Annotated in this window: 14 protein-coding genes; 1 reads left to right on the forward strand and 13 read right to left on the reverse strand. The window is 62.7% G+C overall.

Annotation, left to right across the window (positions count from 1 at the left end):
- Positions 1-7: 7 nt before the first annotated feature.
- The 10 genes from AC1RTB_RS05935 to rimP all read right to left on the reverse strand — a co-directional run bounded on the left by AC1RTB_RS05935 (position 8) and on the right by rimP (position 12,361).
- Positions 8-1,024 carry a class I SAM-dependent methyltransferase gene (locus AC1RTB_RS05935; protein WP_492875621.1) on the reverse strand — a complete coding sequence of 339 codons (1,017 nt, stop codon included), beginning with the start codon at positions 1,022-1,024 and terminating at the stop codon, positions 8-10.
- Between the two features lie 87 nt (positions 1,025-1,111).
- A complete protein-coding gene (gene pnp / locus AC1RTB_RS05940) occupies positions 1,112-3,259 on the reverse strand; it encodes a polyribonucleotide nucleotidyltransferase (protein ID WP_492875623.1) in 2,148 nt (715 codons plus the stop codon).
- A gap of 368 nt (positions 3,260-3,627) precedes the next feature.
- Positions 3,628-4,002 carry a 30S ribosomal protein S15 gene (gene rpsO, locus AC1RTB_RS05945; RefSeq protein WP_492876337.1) on the reverse strand — a complete coding sequence of 125 codons (375 nt, stop codon included), beginning with the start codon at positions 4,000-4,002 and terminating at the stop codon, positions 3,628-3,630.
- Between the two features lie 58 nt (positions 4,003-4,060).
- Positions 4,061-5,155 (reverse strand): magnesium/cobalt transporter CorA, encoded by a 1,095-nt coding sequence (corA, locus tag AC1RTB_RS05950; protein WP_492875625.1) that lies wholly within the window; start codon positions 5,153-5,155, stop codon positions 4,061-4,063.
- Positions 5,156-5,216: 61 nt separating this feature from the next.
- Entirely contained in the window at positions 5,217-6,164 is a 948-nt protein-coding gene (gene truB, locus AC1RTB_RS05955; RefSeq protein ID WP_492875626.1) for a tRNA pseudouridine(55) synthase TruB, read from the reverse strand.
- A gap of 1 nt (position 6,165) precedes the next feature.
- Complete coding sequence (rbfA, locus tag AC1RTB_RS05960) at positions 6,166-6,573, reverse strand: 30S ribosome-binding factor RbfA (protein ID WP_492875628.1); 408 nt, start codon at positions 6,571-6,573, stop codon at positions 6,166-6,168.
- Between the two features lie 114 nt (positions 6,574-6,687).
- Positions 6,688-9,405 (reverse strand): translation initiation factor IF-2, encoded by a 2,718-nt coding sequence (infB, locus tag AC1RTB_RS05965; RefSeq protein WP_492875630.1) that lies wholly within the window; start codon positions 9,403-9,405, stop codon positions 6,688-6,690.
- Positions 9,402-10,052, reverse strand: a complete 651-nt coding sequence (locus AC1RTB_RS05970) for an RNA-binding protein (RefSeq protein WP_492876339.1) — start codon at positions 10,050-10,052, stop codon at positions 9,402-9,404. Before AC1RTB_RS05970 ends, infB begins: the two co-directional genes overlap by 4 nt.
- 32 nt (positions 10,053-10,084) lie before the next feature.
- A complete protein-coding gene (gene nusA / locus AC1RTB_RS05975; RefSeq protein ID WP_492875631.1) occupies positions 10,085-11,677 on the reverse strand; it encodes a transcription termination factor NusA in 1,593 nt (530 codons plus the stop codon).
- A gap of 51 nt (positions 11,678-11,728) precedes the next feature.
- The gene (gene rimP, locus AC1RTB_RS05980) at positions 11,729-12,361 is read right to left on the reverse strand and encodes a ribosome maturation factor RimP (RefSeq protein ID WP_492875632.1); all 633 of its coding nucleotides are present in this window, start codon (positions 12,359-12,361) and stop codon (positions 11,729-11,731) included.
- A gap of 272 nt (positions 12,362-12,633) precedes the next feature.
- Here rimP and AC1RTB_RS05985 point away from each other — a divergent pair, with 272 nt between their 5' ends.
- Positions 12,634-12,798 (forward strand): hypothetical protein, encoded by a 165-nt coding sequence (locus tag AC1RTB_RS05985; protein ID WP_476799815.1) that lies wholly within the window; start codon positions 12,634-12,636, stop codon positions 12,796-12,798.
- Between the two features lie 209 nt (positions 12,799-13,007).
- Here the strand turns inward: AC1RTB_RS05985 and AC1RTB_RS05990 are convergent, their stop codons facing one another.
- The 3 genes from AC1RTB_RS05990 to AC1RTB_RS06000 are packed head-to-tail and all read right to left on the reverse strand — an operon-like array spanning position 13,008 to position 16,021.
- Positions 13,008-14,564, reverse strand: coding sequence for a tripartite tricarboxylate transporter permease (locus AC1RTB_RS05990; protein WP_492875634.1), 1,557 nt, complete (start codon positions 14,562-14,564; stop codon positions 13,008-13,010).
- 27 nt (positions 14,565-14,591) lie between these two features.
- Positions 14,592-15,080, reverse strand: a complete 489-nt coding sequence (locus AC1RTB_RS05995) for a tripartite tricarboxylate transporter TctB family protein (RefSeq protein ID WP_492875636.1) — start codon at positions 15,078-15,080, stop codon at positions 14,592-14,594.
- Positions 15,077-16,021 carry a Bug family tripartite tricarboxylate transporter substrate binding protein gene (locus tag AC1RTB_RS06000; RefSeq protein ID WP_492875638.1) on the reverse strand — a complete coding sequence of 315 codons (945 nt, stop codon included), beginning with the start codon at positions 16,019-16,021 and terminating at the stop codon, positions 15,077-15,079. Before AC1RTB_RS06000 ends, AC1RTB_RS05995 begins: the two co-directional genes overlap by 4 nt.
- Positions 16,022-16,239 lie beyond the last annotated feature (218 nt).

The following is a 16,239-nucleotide window of genomic DNA, read 5'->3' on the forward strand; positions in this document are numbered from 1 at the left end:
GCCGACGTCACCGTTTCGCCGAATAGACCCTGAAGGCGCTGTCGACGGCGATTTCCTGAACCGATGAGAAGGCCTGCGCCAGTACCGGCTGGTAGGGCAGATGGCGGTTGGCCACTATGAACAGCCGGCCACCAGACTTGAGTGCCCCCGCCGCGGCCTTGATCATACGCTGGCCGATCTCAGGATCGGCATCGCGATCCTGGTGGAACGGCGGGTTCATCACCACCACGTCGTAGCGCCGCTCGACCGGCTCCTTGGTGAGATCCTGCCAGTGGAAGCCGGGCGTAACCGGAGCATTGGGCACATTGGCCCTGGCTGCTTCGAGCGCATCGAAATCGGCCTCGAACAGGTCGAGCGCCGTGAGGCTTTTCGCCCGCGCCACCACTTCAGCCGCGACATAACCCCAGCCAGCACAGAGATCGGCGACCTTGCCCTTGATGTCGTTGGGCAGGTTGTCGACCAGCAGGCGCGAGCCAGCGTCAACGCGCTCGAACGAAAACATGCCGGGTGCTGTGCGAAAGCGGCCTTCGACCAGCATCTCGGGATTGTCGGCCCGCAATGTTGCAGCCGCAGCGTCGGCCTGCGCCGTGCGGCGGAACCACAGCGCGGTGCCGTGGAATTTCGGCAGATGGTCCTCGATCTCCACCAGTGAGCCAAGCCGCTTGCGCAGGCTGGCGATGCCGTCGTCCTTGCCGCCGGCAACGACCACCAGGCCACCCGGCGCGACACGCTCGATCGCCTCGGCGACACGCAGCTCGTTGAGGCCGCGATGACGTCCAGCAAGCACCAGGGCGACGTCGAAGCCATCTTCCTCGGCGCGCGACGCGACATCGTGGCCCGCAGCCGCCAGGGCGATCACATGGGGCCGAAAGCCCTGGACCAGGGAAAGTTTTGCTTCGAAGCCCTGCGGCTTCCTGAAGCCCGGTTCAGCGCCGAGGAACAATGCGCGCGCGCCCTGCCCCGGCATCGGCAGCACCTCGGCCTCGAAGGGATAGAACAGGGTCTTCAGTGCTTCGCGAGACATGGTCGAGTTCCAGTGTTGTTGGTGTGCTCAAAACGAAAACGGGCGCGACCTTACGGCGCGCCCGCTTCATATCAAAAAGCGCTGCTATCAGGCGGCGGTTTCTTCGCCTTCGGCCTTCTTGTCGCGAGCAAGTTCCTTGCCCGTTTCCTGGTCGACGACCTTCATCGACAGGCGGACCTTGCCGCGCTCGTCGAAGCCCATCAGCTTGACCCAGACCTTGTCGCCTTCCTTGACCACATCCGAGGTCTTGGCAACGCGGTCGTTGGCAAGCTGCGAGATGTGGACGAGGCCGTCGCGCGGGCCGAAGAAGTTGACGAATGCGCCGAAGTCAGCGGTCTTGACGACCGTGCCTTCGTAGATCTCGCCGACTTCCGGCTCAGCCACGATGGTGTGGATCCACTTCTTTGCCGCCTCGATTTCCTTGGCGTTGGAAGAAGCGATCTTGACCGTGCCGTCGTCTTCGATGTTGATCTTGGCGCCGGTCTTTTCGACGATCTCGCGGATGACCTTGCCGCCCGAACCGATGACTTCACGGATCTTGTCGGTCGGGATGTGCATGACCTCGATGCGCGGAGCGAACTCGCCGAGTTCCTGGCGGCCTTCCGACAGAGCCTTGGCCATTTCGCCGAGGATGTGCAGACGGCCGTCCTTGGCCTGGCCGAGCGCGATGTTCATGATCTCTTCGGTGATACCGTCGATCTTGATGTCCATCTGCAGCGCGGTGATGCCGTTGGTCGTGCCGGCAACCTTGAAGTCCATGTCGCCGAGGTGATCCTCGTCGCCCAGGATGTCGGACAGGACAGCGAAGCGCTCGCCTTCCTTGATCAGGCCCATGGCGATGCCTGCAACCGGCTTCTGCAGCGGAACGCCCGCATCCATCAGCGCCAGCGAGGTGCCGCAGACGGTGGCCATCGACGACGAGCCGTTGGACTCGGTGATCTCCGAGACGACGCGCAGCGTGTAGGGGAACTGATCGGCAGCCGGCAGCATCGGACGCACAGCGCGCCAGGCGAGCTTGCCATGACCGATTTCGCGACGGCCGGGCGAACCCATGCGGCCGGTTTCACCAACCGAGTAGGGCGGGAAGTTGTAGTGAAGGAGGAACTTCTCCTTGTACATGCCGGTCAGCGCGTCGACATACTGCTCGTCTTCGCCGGTGCCGAGCGTGGCAACGACCAGCGCCTGGGTCTCGCCGCGGGTGAACAGCGACGAACCGTGGGTGCGCGGCAGGACGCCGACTTCGGAGACGATCTGGCGAACGGTCGAGAGGTCACGGCCGTCGATGCGCGAACCGGTGTCGAGGATGTTCCAGCGCACGATCTTGGCCTGGAGTTCCTTGAACACGGTGGCGACCTTGTCAGCCGACCACTTCGGAGCTTCTTCGCCTTCAGCAGCGAAGGCTGCCTTGACCTTGGACTTGACCGCGTCGACGGCGGTGTAGCGGGCCTGCTTGTCGGTGATCTTGTAGGCGTCGCGCAGCTCGCCTTCGACGATCTTCAGCATCTCGGCTTCGAGATCGGAATTGTCCGGCGCGGTGAAATCGCGCGGGTCCTTGGCAGCCACTTCAGCCAGCTTGATGATGGCGTCGATGACCGGCTGGAAGCCGCGGTGACCGAACATGACGGCGCCGAGCATGATGTCTTCAGCCAGTTCCTTGGCTTCCGACTCGACCATCAGCACGGCGGCATCGGTGCCGGCGACGACGAGGTCGAGCTTGGATTCCTGCATCTCGTCGATGTGCGGGTTGAGCACGTATTCGCCGTTGATGTAGCCGACGCGCGCGCCGCCGATCGGGCCCATGAAAGGCACGCCCGAGAGCGTCAGGGCAGCCGAGGTGGCAACGATCGACAGGATGTCCGGATCGTTTTCGAGGTCGTGCTGGACAACCGTGATGACGATCTGGGTGTCGTTCTTGTAGCCGGCTGCAAACAGCGGGCGGATCGGACGGTCGATGAGGCGGGAGACCAGCGTCTCCTTCTCGCTCGGACGGCCTTCACGCTTGAAATAGCCGCCGGGGATCTTGCCGGCTGCGTAGGTCTTTTCCTGGTAGTTGACGGTCAGCGGAAAGAAATCGAAACCCGGCTTCGGCTCCTTGGCCGAAACGACGGTCGCGAGAACGACGGTTTCGCCATAGGTGGCGAGCACGGCAGCGTCAGCCTGGCGGGCGATCTTGCCGGTCTCGAGGATGAGCGGACGGCCGGCCCACTCGATTTCAACTTTGTGGTGATTGAACATGTTCTGTCCTTCGTGGCGGGAATGACCAACGCCGCATTCCGGCGCGCCAATTTCCCTGGCTTGTTCGGCGCGCAATTGTGGAAAACCATCTGGTCTTCCGCACGCGCCTGGGCTTCGGTTTGGCCAGCCACGGGCAAGACAACAAGAAGTTCGGTTGGGAATGTGGCCCGCTAAGGCGGCTGACCGAACGTCCTGTAATCCTGCCCCATGACCGTCCATGGGTGGTTCGGGCGCTTCCCTGTGGCGCTCCGGACCCTTTTTCAGCGCAACCATACCCCTGTGGCATGGCCGGGCCGATGGACCATCAAAAGGATGGCCCGAATGCGCGACCGGCGGGCTCTCGCAGGGAGAGCCCGCCGGTCAATTCATCAGCGGCGCAGACCGAGCTTTTCGATCAGCGTCTGATAGCGTGCGTCGTCCTTGCGCTTGAGGTAATCAAGCAGGCTACGACGCAGAGAAACGAGCGCCAGAAGGCCACGACGGGAGTGGTTGTCCTTCTTGTGGTCCTTGAAGTGCTCGGTCAGGTTCTTGATGCGCTCGGAGAGGATGGCAACCTGGACTTCCGGCGAACCGGTGTCGCCCTTGGCGGTTGCGAATTCAGTCATCAATTCCGACTTGCGCTCGGCAGTAATCGACATCGTGTTTTTCCTTTCGATTAGGAGGAAACGGGACGCCCTCGGCCGGGATGTCGTCCAGCTGGGGCCGATGAACAAGGCACTCAAAAGCGCGATGTTGCGGCGCATATAGTGGAATTTGGCAACAAAAGCCAGTCCAATTCGCAAGCCGGCTCCGGGCTGGCCTTCACAGCCACCTTCGCCGCTTGAAAACGATCACCAGCCCGATCGCCACGCAGGCCATGAAGCCCAGCGCGAGCGGATAGCCATAGTAGGACATCAGCTCGGGCATGTTCCAGGGCGATGCCGTGGGGTCGAAATTCATGCCCCATATGCCGGCGAGGAAGGTCAGCGGGATGAAGATCGCCGAGACGATGGTCAAAACGCCGATGATCTCGTTTGTGCGCGACTGCGACAGCGACAGATGCATCTCGATCAGGCCGATCATCGTTTCGCGCTGCGACTCCACTGTTTCGGTCAACCTGATCGAATGGTCGAGCGTGTCGTTGAAATAGATCTTGGTTTCGCCCGAGATGAAGGGCGCATCGGAACGGATGAGCGTGGTCAGCGCATCGCGCAGTGGCCACAAGGTGCGCTTGAGCAGATTGGTTGCCCGGCGCAGGCCGTGCAATTGGCCGATCTGGTGCTTCTGCGGCGAGGCCAACAGCTCGTCTTCGATCTTGTCGACCGTGTCGCCGGTGGCGTCGACGATCGGGAAGTAGCTGTCGACCACCGCGTCGATCAGCGCATAAGCGAGATAATCAGCCTTGCGGTGACGCAAGCGGCTCGGGTTCGATGTGCGGATGCGCTGGCGCACCGGCTCGAACGGATCGCCCTCACGCTCCTGGAAGGTGACGACGAACTTGTCGCCGAAGAAGAACGAGATCTGCTCGTAGCGGCTGGTTTTGGCGTCGTCGATCATCGAGAGCACGAAGAAGGCATGATCGTCGAAGAAGTCGGCCTTGGGCCGTTGGCCGGTGTTGACGACATCTTCGAGAGCAAGCGTATGCAGGCCGAATATCCTGCCGATCTCTTCAATCAGGCCGATATTGCCAAGACCGACGCAATCGAGCCAGATCAATGGCCAATTGTTGCAGGCCGCTTCGACGTCGTCGAGGCTGGCATTGTCGACGAACTCGCAGGCTTCCGGCGAGATCAGCGTCAGGTTGAGCGCCGACTGGCGCGCGGACGGGTCGGCGATCAGCGTGCCGGGCGACGCGCCGACCGGCGGCCTCGTGTGCTGGCGATGGCCGCGTTTGCCGGTGGTTTCAGCCAGTGCCATTGCGTCTCGCCCGCGGAATCATCTCTGCGATCCAATCGGAAACGGCACCGGCATACAAGTGTCAGGCAGTGAACACCCGCTTAGGCTTGAACATGCCCTGCTCGATGGCGCCGATGGCGACGAGCTTGCCGCGCGCGGTGGCGCAGGCCTCTTCGGCCTCCACCGGCGCATCGCGGCCGCGCACGATGACGGGGTTGCCGAGCCTGATCTTGTTGGCTGCCTCGTCGGTCACAGCGATCTGCGGCAGGCAGTCGAGCGCAGCCGAGGTGTCGACTACGAATTCGTCAATCGCGGTGAAGTCCCACTTGCCTTCTTCACCGTCCGGCTGACCGGCAGCGCGAGCGGCTTCGAGCTCGGCGATGGTGACGAAGTCTTCTGCAGTGAACGGATCGACTTCGGTGCGGCGAAGTTCGGAGATATGGCCGAAGCAGCCGAGATCGCGGCCCATGTCGCGGGCCAGCGAACGGACATAGGTGCCCTTGCCGCATTCGATCTCGAAGATCGTGCGGTCGGCCGAGTTTTCGATGATCTCAAGGCGGCCGATTTCGACCTCGCGTGGCGGGATGTCGACGGTCGCACCCTCGCGGGCGAGATCATAGGCACGCTCGCCGGCGATCTTGATCGCCGAGAACTGCGGCGGCGTCTGCATGATCACGCCGGTGTATTTCGGCATGACGGCGCGGATCTCTTCTTCGGACGGACGCTTGTCCGAGGTCTTGGTCACCGGACCTTCGAGGTCGTCGGTCGAACGCTCATCGCCCCAGGAAACGGTGAAGCGGTACACCTTGGCACCGTCCATGACGTAAGGCACGGTCTTGGTGGCTTCGCCGAGCGCGATCGGCAGCATGCCGGACGCCAGCGGATCGAGCGTTCCGGCGTGACCGGCCTTTTCGGCATTGAACAGCCACTTGATCTTGGAGACAGCCTCGGTCGAGCCCATGCCCACAGGTTTGTCCAGCACCAGCCAGCCGGAGACGGGCCGGCCTTTCTTCTTGCCGCGACGCGACATGTCAGTCTTCCTTGTCTTCTTCGCCGCCAAGGTCGCGCACCACTTCGGGTGAGCGCAGCAGATCATTGATCTTGGCGAAATTGTCGTAACTCGTGTCCAGCCGGAAACGGAATTCCGGCATGTATTTCATCTGCCGCAAGGCAAAGGAAACACGGCCACGGATGAATTTGGCATATTTGTTGAGCGCCTCGATCACAGCATCGGGGTCTTTGGCGCCGAGCGGCGACACAAAGGCGGTGGCGATCTTGAGGTCGGGCGACATGCGCACCTCGGTGATCGAAATCACCGCCGTTTCGACCACCGGATCGATGATCTCTCCGCGCTGGAGCGTTTCGGAAAGTGCGTGACGCACCTGCTCGCCGACGCGAAGCTGACGCTGGGTTGGGCCTGAACTCGAAATACGCGACATGGTCCTGAAAATCCATATGTCGCAGGGGGCGGAATGGGACCGCGCTTCCTGCTGCACGAAAACGGACGGCGGCCGACCGGCCACCGTCCAAAGGGTTAGACAAACGCCAGACGCTTAGAGCGTCCGGGTCACCATCTCCACGCGGAAGCACTCGATGACATCGCCAGCGCGCATGTCTTCGTAGTTCTGGAAGGCCATACCGCATTCCTGGCCAACCGGTACTTCAGAGACTTCGTCCTTGAAGCGCTTGAGCGTCTTGAGCGTGCCTTCGTGGATGACAACGTTGTCGCGGATCAGGCGGACGCCCGCACCACGTTCGACCTTGCCTTCGGTGACACGGCAGCCCGCGACCTTGCCTGTCTTCGTGATGTTGAAGACTTCGAGGATCTCGGCGTTGCCGATGAAGGTTTCGCGACGTTCCGGCGACAGCAGACCCGACATCGCCGACTTAACGTCATCCACGAGGTTGTAGATGATGTTGTAGTAGCGGATTTCGATCCCGGACTGTTCAGCGGCATGACGCGCCTGAGCATTGGCGCGGACGTTGAAGCCGATGATCGCCGCACCCGAGGTTTCGGCGAGCGTGACGTCGCTTTCGGTGATGCCACCAGCGCCCGAATGGACGATGCGGGCACGCACCTCGTCGGTGCCGAGCTTGTCGAGCGCGGTGATGATCGCTTCGACCGAACCCTGCACGTCGCCCTTGATGATGAGCGGGAACTCCTTGAGGCCAGACGACTGCAACTGCGACATCATCTGCTCGAGCGAGCCACGCTGGGTGGCGTGCTTGGCGACAGCCTTGTCGCGCGCCAGACGCTGACGGTACTCGGTGATCTCGCGGGCACGGGCCTCGTTGTTGACCACCGCGAAGCGGTCGCCAGCCTGAGGCGTGCCCTGGAGGCCGAGAATCTCGACCGGCATCGACGGCGGAGCTTCTTCAAGACGGTTGCCACGGTCGTCGACCAGGGCACGGACGCGGCCCCACTGATCGCCGGCGACGAGAATGTCGCCCGGCATCAGTGTACCGGTCTGGACCAGGACGGTCGCAACCGGGCCACGGCCCTTGTCGAGCTTGGCTTCGATGACGACACCCTCGGCCGTACGGTCGGGGTTTGCCTTCAGGTCGAGAACTTCGGCCTGCAGCAGGATCGCTTCGAGCAGCTTGTCGAGATTGGTGCCGTTCTTCGCCGAAACCTCGACGTCGAGCACTTCACCGCCCATCGATTCCACGAAGACTTCGTGGCGCAGCAACTCGGTGCGGACCTTCTGGGCATCCGCCGACGGCTTGTCGATCTTGTTGATCGCAACAATGATCGGCACGCCGGCAGCCTTGGCATGGCTGATCGACTCGATGGTCTGAGGCATCACGCTGTCGTCGGCCGCGACCACCAGGATCGCAATATCGGTCGCCTGGGCACCACGAGCACGCATCGCCGTGAAGGCGGCGTGGCCGGGGGTGTCGATGAAGGTGATCTTGTGACCGTTCTGCTCGACCTGGTAGGCACCGATATGCTGGGTGATGCCACCGGCTTCGCCCGATACGACATGGGTCTTGCGGATGGCGTCGAGCAGCGAAGTCTTGCCGTGATCGACGTGACCCATGATGGTGACGACAGGCGGACGCGTAACCAGCGTTTCGCTGTGGTCGGCGATGTCGAACAAGCCTTCTTCGATGTCGGACTCGGCAACGCGGCGAACCGTGTGGCCAAATTCGGCAGCGATCAGTTCAGCCGTATCGGCGTCGATGACGTCGCCCGGCTTCATCATCTGGCCCTGCTTCATGAAGAACTTCACGACATCGACGGCACGCTCGGACATACGCTGAGCGAGTTCCTGGATGGTGATGGTCTCGGGAAGGGTAACCTCGCGAATGATCTTTTCGCGCGGTTCGTTGTGCATCGCACGCTTGAACTTCTCCTGACGGCGACGCATCGCCGACAGCGAACGCGAACGCGCGTCGCCATCCACCGAAGACAGCGCCGTATTGAGCGTGAGCTTGCCACGACGGCGATCTTCTTCGGTCTTGGTCTTGGCCGGACGGGCAACCTCAGGCGTCGCAATGCGCCGGATCGGCGTTGCGGTCGCGGCGCCTGGGCCTACGCGGCCCTTCGGCTTGGCTTCCACCTCGTCGGGCACATTGGCCTCGAGTGCTGCGGCAGGCGCTCGGCGGCGGGCTTCGTCCTCGGCGCGACGGCGCGATTCTGCCTCGGTCTTGAGACGGGCTTCTTCTTCAGCCTGGCGACGAGCCGAATCTTCGCGCTCCTTGCGGCGGCGCTCTTCTTCCTCGAGGCGGCGACGTGCGTCCTCGACAGCGCGCAGGCGGTCTTCCTGCTCACGCACGACAGAGCCTTCAAGTGCGCGACGACGCGCCTCCATCTCGCTGCGCGACAACGAGTTCAGCACCATGCCCGACCGCTCGGGCTGGCGAGTGGGCCTTGGTGTTTCGCGTATAACAGGGGCCGGAGCGGGAGCACGAGGCGCCGCGACGGGCGTCGGTGCCGGCGCTGCCACGACCGGCGCTGCGACGACAGGTGCTGCCGCCACAGGCGCTGCCACGACCGGTGTTGCCGCTGCCACGACCGGTGCTGCCACCACGGGCGCTACGGGCTGCGGCTTGGGCGCGAACACGGCGGCTGCGGTGGGCGTGGGCTCGTGCTTGTCGCCGGGCATGGAGAACTTACGCTTCTTCGTCTCAACGACGACCGCCTTTGTGCGGCCGTGCGAGAAGTTCTGGCGTACGGTTCCCTGCTCCGATCCCGGGCGCTTCAGCGTCAAGGTCTTCTTCGGAGTGACGCTCAACGTGTTGTCATCGCCCGATTTAGTGTCGCTCATTCCATATCCTCTGCGGCATCATCGTCGTAGGCAATCGCCGCAATCATTGCCAGATCATCCGGGGATCCGCCCCGATATCGGTCAAGCGCAACCATGCGCTTTGCGACCGCCTTGCCCGCTTCTCCCGCGAGGACGGCAGCATGTATCACATTTGTTGCCCCCAATGCCAAACCCAATTCGGCTTCCGAAAAAAGTTTGTAGGCAGGCGTTGCAGGCCCGCCGATATGCACTGTGGCCTTGCGGGCCTGGGTGATCTTGCGGACGCCATCTTCGGCGCCCTCATAAGCATGGAGTACTAGAAGCGCCTTGCCGGCGCGGACCGTGGAGTCGACCTTGGCGGCACCTAGCGCCACCAGGCCGGCCTTTCGGGCGAGCCCGAGCGCGCCGAGCGCCGATCTGGCGAGCAGGTTGTCGACCATGGCGCCCAACTCGGGCGGCACGACGACCTGCGCCTTGAAGGCGCGGGCGAACATGCCCTTGGCCTCAGCCTTGTCGATATGTAGGCGGTCGGCCGTCACCCAGCAACCGCGGCCGGGCAGATTTCTCTTGAGGTCCGGAAAAACGGTCGAATCCGGGCCGACGACGAAACGGATAAGATTATCCGGTTCGGCGCTTTTGCGCGTGACGATGCAGGTGCGATCGTTCATCTCGTCCAAGGGGTTCTCCGGCCGGTCTCACGTCACGCACCGGCGACGTCGGCTGGCTCTTCCTCGGACACAACTTCGTCCTCGGTGATCCAACCGACCATACGTCGGGCAGCAACGACCATCTGTTCTGCATCGGTGCGCGACACGCCGTAGTCGGCCAGCACGCCTGGGAAGAACTTGGTCTCTCCGTCCTTGCGTTCCTTCCAGCCGACGAGATCGTCGGCTGCATAGCCGGCGAAGTCCTCGACCGTCTTCACACCATCATTGCCGAGCGCCACCAGCATTGCCGTGGTGATGCCGGGGATCTCGCGCAGTTCGTCCTGCACGCCGAGCGCCTTGCGCTTGTCGTCGTGTTCGGCCTCGATCTTGCCGAGATATTCGCGAGCACGGGTCTGGATTTCAGACGCGGTGTCTTCATCGAAGCCGTCGATCGATGCGATTTCGTCGGCATCGACGTAAGCCACTTCCTCAACGCTGGTGAAGCCTTCCGAGGCCAGCACCTGGCCGACCATCTCGTCGACGTCGAGCGATTCCATGAACAGCGTCGAGCGCTCGACGAATTCCTTCTGGCGGCGCTCCGACTCTTCCTGCTCGGTCAGGATGTCGATGTCCCAGCCGGTCAGCTGCGAAGCCAGACGCACGTTCTGGCCGCGGCGGCCGATGGCCAGCGACAGCTGGTCGTCGGGAACCACGACTTCGATGCGCTCGGCGTCTTCGTCGAGAACGACCTTGGCGACTTCAGCGGGCTGAAGCGCGTTGACGATGAAAGAAGCGGCCGAAGGCGACCACGGAATGATGTCGATCTTTTCGCCCTGGAGCTCGCCGACGACGGCCTGGACGCGCGAACCGCGCATACCAACGCAGGCACCGACCGGATCGATCGAGCTGTCACGCGAGATGACGGCGATCTTGGCGCGCGAACCGGGGTCGCGGGCAACCGACTTGATCTCGATGATGCCGTCGTAAATCTCGGGCACTTCCATGGTGAACAGCTTCGCCATGAACTGCGGATGGGTACGCGACAGGAAGATCTGGGGCCCGCGCTGTTCGCGGCGCACGTCGTAGACATAAGCGCGGACGCGATCGCCATATTTGTAGTTTTCGCGGGGGATCAGCTCGTCGCGGCGGATGATCGCCTCGCCACGGCCGAGATCGACGATGACGTTGCCGTATTCGACGCGCTTGACCGTGCCGTTGACGATCTCGCCGATGCGATCCTTGTATTCGTCGTACTGACGGTCGCGCTCGGCTTCACGCACCTTCTGGACGATGACCTGCTTGGCCGACTGGGCGGCGATGCGGCCGAAATCCATGGGCGGCAGCTGTTCGGCGATGAAGTCGCCGAGCTGGGCGTCGGGGTTGCGCTCGCGTGCCGAGCTCAGCGCGATCTGGATGGCGTAGTCATCGACCTTTTCGACAACTTCCATCAGGCGCTGCAGCTTCATCTCGCCCGTATTGGGATTGATGTCGGCGCGGATGTTGGTCTCTTGGCCATAACGCGAGCGCGCTGCCTTCTGAATCGCGTCGGCCATGGCGGCGATGACGATCGACTTGTCGATCGACTTCTCGCGGGCGACCGCGTCGGCGATCTGCAGCAGTTCGAGCCTATTGGCGCTTACAACCATTGTATTTCTCCCGGAGCGTTCGGCCGAATCTGGTCCAGCCGTGCGGCTCTATCAATCTTCCGTTTCGGTTTCTTCGTCTTCCGGCGCATCTTCGGGTTCGCCGCGACGCTTCCGTGCTTCCTTGCGCGCCTGATTGTCCTTGCTCAGGGCATCGCGAATGAGATCGTCGGTGAGGATCAGCCGTGCCTCGGAAATCGCCTCGAAAGGCACGCGCACGGTCGGCTCCTCGCCATAGGCCGCCTGGTCACGCTGGAGCAGGATGCCTTCTTCGTCGACCTCGGCGATCTTGCCGCGGAACCGCTTGCGGTCGGCAACCATGACCGAGGTCTCCATCTTGACGATGTGACCGATCCAGTTGCCGAAATCCGACTTGCGGACCAGCGGCCGGTCGATACCCGGCGACGACACTTCCAGATGATACGCCTTTTCGATCGGATCATCGACATCCAGAGCAGGCGAAACCGCGCGGCTCACCTCTTCGCAATCCTGGACGGTCATGGTGCCGTCTTCGCGCTCGGCCATGATCTGCAGCGTCAGCCCGCTCTGCCCCGACAGGCGGATACGAACGAGGCGGAAGCCGATCGCACGAAGGACGGGCTGAACGATCAAGGCGATGCGGGCATCGATGCCGGTCTCGCGGATGATGCGGTCGTCGCCTGTCTGTTCGACTGCGTTTTCGGTCATAGAATCTCCAGACGGTCGGCAGGTAACAAAAAAGAGCGGGACCGGGTGGACCCACTCTTCGTCATACCGACCAAGAATTTGAGGCTGATATAGCCGAAGGCGGCGCGGCTTTCAAGTCCTGTGGCCGGCAGCGTCCACTGCTATGCGTTTAGCCGACCATTGCAGCGGATGCATGGCAAACATGCGACAACACCCCTACCGGTTTCCTTTGAGGCACCTATATTTGTTGCGTTGCACAAAAACTATGACGCAACGCAAAAGAGGACACCGAGATGAACACCCGCAAGCAATTTGGACGCATTGGTCAACTGGTCCGCACCTTCGGTAGCGCCGTGGCCGCAGCTGCGGCCGTTGAGCACGGTCATCGTCCGAACAACCAGGATCTGGTGATGCTGGGTATCGACCCGCGCCACTTCGACCGCATCCGCCGGTTCTAAGATTTCTGTTTCAGGGTAGAGAGCGCACACCGCTGCCCACGTCATTGGCGTATGCCGAGACGTGGGCCAAGTGGGCCGTGCTCCGGAGCGGCAGGTTATTTTGACCGTCGCTCTGTCCCTGACAGTTTCAGCCTCCCTCAAGGAGGCAAAGAAAAAGCCGAGGCCGGAAATCCGGGCCTCGGCTTTTTTGTTTCAGGACTGAGCGGAACTCAGTCTTCGTTGGCGCCAAGCTGGGCCAGCACCTTGCCGCGGCCACGGGCGCGCAGGTAGAGCGGTAACAGCACAGCGGTTGCCGCAAGCAGCAACAGAACCACCGCAATCGGCGATCCCAACAGGATCGACGGGTCGCCCTGGCTGATGGCCAGCGCGCGACGCAGCTGCTGCTCCGCCATCGGCCCCAGAATCAACCCGACCACCACAGGCGCAATCGGATAGCCGAAGCGGCGCAGGCCGTAGCCGAGCAGGCCGAACGCCAAAAGCATGCCGAGTTCGAACGACATCGGCCAGGTGAACAGGCCGAAGACATTAAGCTGGAAGACAGCCGAGTTGGCGCCGATGGTCCCAAGCGTCGCAAACGTCAAGATGCCGGCATAAAGCCATGGTGTGGGGATGGTCAAAAGCTTGATCCACACGCCGATCAGCGGCAGGTTCAGCACCAGCAGCATCAGATTGGCAACGAGCAGAGAGGCGATCAGGCCCCAGACGAGTTGCGGGTTGGTGGCAAACAGCAGTGGTCCCGGCTGCAAGCCGAACTGCTGGAAGCCGGCGAGCATGATCGCGGCCGTCGCCGTGGTCGGCAGGCCCAGCGTCAACAGCGGCACCAGCGTGCCGGCGGCTGAGGCGTTGTTGGCCGCCTCGGGACCCGCGACACCTTCGATCGCGCCCTTGCCGAATTCTTCGGGCTTTTCAGCCAGGTTCTTTTCGACCGAATAAGACAGGAACGTGCCGATCTCGGCGCCACCAGCCGGCATCGCGCCGATCGGGAAACCGATCGCGGTGCCGCGCAACCATGGCTTCCATGAACGACGCCAGTCTTCGCGCGTCATCCATACCGAACCCTTGATTGCCTGGATTGTCGATTCGCCACCCTTGCCGGCTGCGACGGAGAGCGCTTCGCCGACAGCAAACAGCGCAACCGCAAGCGTCGTCACTTCGACACCGTCGAGCAGGTCGGGAATGCCGAAGGAAAGGCGCGCCTGGCCTGTCTGCAGGTCGATGCCGATCAATCCCATCGCCAGACCGATGAAAAGTGCGGTCAGCCCGCGCAGCGTCGAGTCGCCGAAGGCGGCCGACACGGTCATGAAAGCGAGGATCATCAGCGCGAAATATTCGGCCGGGCCGAAAGACAGTGCCATCTTGACGACTGTCGGCGCGATGAAGGCAAGGCCGATGGTGGCGATCAGGCCGGCAACGAACGAGCCGATGGCGGCTGTCGCCAGTGCCGGGCCGCCGCGCCCGGCGCGCGCCATCTTGTTGCCTTCAAGCGCTGTGACGATCGAGGCACTTTCACCTGGAGTGTTGAGCAGGATCGATGTCGTCGAGCCGCCATACATGCCGCCATAGTAGATGCCTGCGAACATGATCAGCGATCCGGCGGGATCGAGCTTGTAGGTGACCGGCAACAGCAGGGCCACGGTAAGTGCCGGGCCGATGCCGGGCAGAACGCCGACAGCGGTGCCGAGCGTCACGCCGATGAGCGCATAAAGCATGTTCATCGGCTCGAGAGCTGTAAGCAATCCCTGCGCCAGCAGACCAAAGGTATCCATTTAGAGCCGAGCTCCCTTAAAAATCGCTCAGAACAACAGGTGTTCGAGCGGGCCGGCGGGCAGCGAGAGCTGCAGTCCCTTGGCGAAAATGATCCAGATGACGAAGGAAAGCGCGATGCCGATGGGAATCGTCTTCCACAGGGGCCCGCGACCAAATGCGCGCGCGGTTGCGGCGAACAGCAGCCCCGTGGCGATCGAGAAGCCGGCTGCCTTGAGCAGCAGCATCTGCGCGGCAAGACCGCCGACGATCCACAGGATCGGGCTGATTTCCTGATGCTCGCGCTCGGGGAAATCGCCACGCAAGGCTTCGAAGGCCGTCCAGATCGACAGGCCGAAGAACGCCACAGCGATCACATAAGGAAAGGTGGTTGGGCCGACGCGGGCATAGCTGTTGCCGGCGCCATGGCTGGCGGTGCTCCAGGCGATGACGACCGAGACCACCATGAGCAGCGCGGCGATGGCAAGCGCCGCCCAATCGGGGCGGCGCCTTTCTTGTTGCTGGTTGTCCAGGCTCATTTCACCAGGCCGATGTCTTTCAGGATGGCGGATGTCGCTTCGGTGTCCTTCTTCAGCTGCGCTGCGAAGTCGTCACCGGCGAGGTAGGTGTTGGCCCAGCCCTTGTCGGCGAGGATCTTGGTCCACGAGGCCGAGGTCACCATCTTTTCGACGTCGGCGAGCACAGCTGCCTTCTGCTCGGCCGACAGGCCAGGAGCAGCAGCGACCATGCGCCAGTTCTGGATCGAAACGTCAACGCCGCCGTCCTTGAAGGTCGGGGCGTCGATGCCTTCGACCTTGGCGTCAGACGAGATGCCGATGATGCGCAGCGTGCCAGCCTTGATCTGCTCGGCGAATTCGCCGTAGCCGGAAATGCCGACGGTCACCTGGCCGCCGAGGATGGCGGCAAGCGCTTCGCCACCGCCGGAATAGGCGATGTAGTTGACCTTGGTCGGGTCGACGCCGACAGCCTTGGCAATCAGGCCGGCCGTGATGTGATCGGTGCCGCCGGCCGAGCCGCCGCCCCAGGAAACCGCACCCGGATCAGCCTTGAGCTTGGCGACGAGGCCAGCCATGTCCTTGATGTCGGAAGCGGCCGGAACGACCAGCGCTTCGTATTCGCCGGTCAGACGAGCGATCGGGGTGACCTGATCGAGCGTGACAGGCGAGGCGTTGGTCAGGATCGCGCCGACCATGACGTAGCCGCCGACGATCAGCTGAGCCGGATCGCCATTGGCCTGGTTGACGAACTGGGCGAGACCGATGGTGCCGCCGGCGCCGGGAACGTTGTTGACCTGCACCGAGGCGGAGATCTTTTCGTCCTGGAGCGCGGTCTGCATCGAACGCGCGGTCTGGTCCCAGCCGCCGCCAGGCGCTGCGGGAGCCATGATCTTGTAGTCGGCCGCTGCGGCCGGCAGGGCGAGCGCGCCCGCGACGATGGATGCCAATACGAACTGCTTCATTGCTGTTCCTCCCTTGCTACCCGCATGCGCGGGGCAAATGCTTTTTTCAGTTTCGAGGCCCGCGCCTGAGGCAGCGTCCCGGAACGTCTAGGGAAGGAATGGGCTGGCTAAAATGAGCCGGCCACATGTGCAGCGTTTCCTGGCCCCTTTGCTCGGCGAAATTGCGCCGCCGGGTAGCCTTTACGGAAACGTGTTCGAAGTCCTCCCGAACTTTCCGA

It is taken from the genome of Aminobacter sp. GW821-FHT11F06 (assembly GCF_058808215.1).

Excerpts from the sequence above, each read along its gene's own strand:
- corA (WP_492875625.1), bottom strand. The coding sequence starts at position 5,155 with ATGGCACTGGCTGAAACCACCGGCAAACGCGGCCATCGCCAGCACACG.
- infB (WP_492875630.1), bottom strand. The coding sequence starts at position 9,405 with ATGAGCGACACTAAATCGGGCGATGACAACACGTTGAGCGTCACTCCG.
- truB (WP_492875626.1), bottom strand. The coding sequence starts at position 6,164 with ATGTCGCGTCGCGGCAAGAAGAAAGGCCGGCCCGTCTCCGGCTGGCTG.
- AC1RTB_RS06000 (WP_492875638.1), bottom strand. The coding sequence starts at position 16,021 with ATGAAGCAGTTCGTATTGGCATCCATCGTCGCGGGCGCGCTCGCCCTG.
- AC1RTB_RS05990 (WP_492875634.1), bottom strand. The coding sequence starts at position 14,564 with ATGGATACCTTTGGTCTGCTGGCGCAGGGATTGCTTACAGCTCTCGAG.
- rbfA (WP_492875628.1), bottom strand. The coding sequence starts at position 6,573 with ATGTCGCGTATTTCGAGTTCAGGCCCAACCCAGCGTCAGCTTCGCGTC.
- AC1RTB_RS05985 (WP_476799815.1), top strand. The coding sequence starts at position 12,634 with ATGAACACCCGCAAGCAATTTGGACGCATTGGTCAACTGGTCCGCACC.
- AC1RTB_RS05970 (WP_492876339.1), bottom strand. The coding sequence starts at position 10,052 with ATGAACGATCGCACCTGCATCGTCACGCGCAAAAGCGCCGAACCGGAT.
- AC1RTB_RS05995 (WP_492875636.1), bottom strand. The coding sequence starts at position 15,080 with ATGAGCCTGGACAACCAGCAACAAGAAAGGCGCCGCCCCGATTGGGCG.
- rimP (WP_492875632.1), bottom strand. The coding sequence starts at position 12,361 with ATGACCGAAAACGCAGTCGAACAGACAGGCGACGACCGCATCATCCGC.
- AC1RTB_RS05935 (WP_492875621.1), bottom strand. The coding sequence starts at position 1,024 with ATGTCTCGCGAAGCACTGAAGACCCTGTTCTATCCCTTCGAGGCCGAG.
- pnp (WP_492875623.1), bottom strand. The coding sequence starts at position 3,259 with ATGTTCAATCACCACAAAGTTGAAATCGAGTGGGCCGGCCGTCCGCTC.
- rpsO (WP_492876337.1), bottom strand. The coding sequence starts at position 4,002 with ATGCGCCGCAACATCGCGCTTTTGAGTGCCTTGTTCATCGGCCCCAGC.
- nusA (WP_492875631.1), bottom strand. The coding sequence starts at position 11,677 with ATGGTTGTAAGCGCCAATAGGCTCGAACTGCTGCAGATCGCCGACGCG.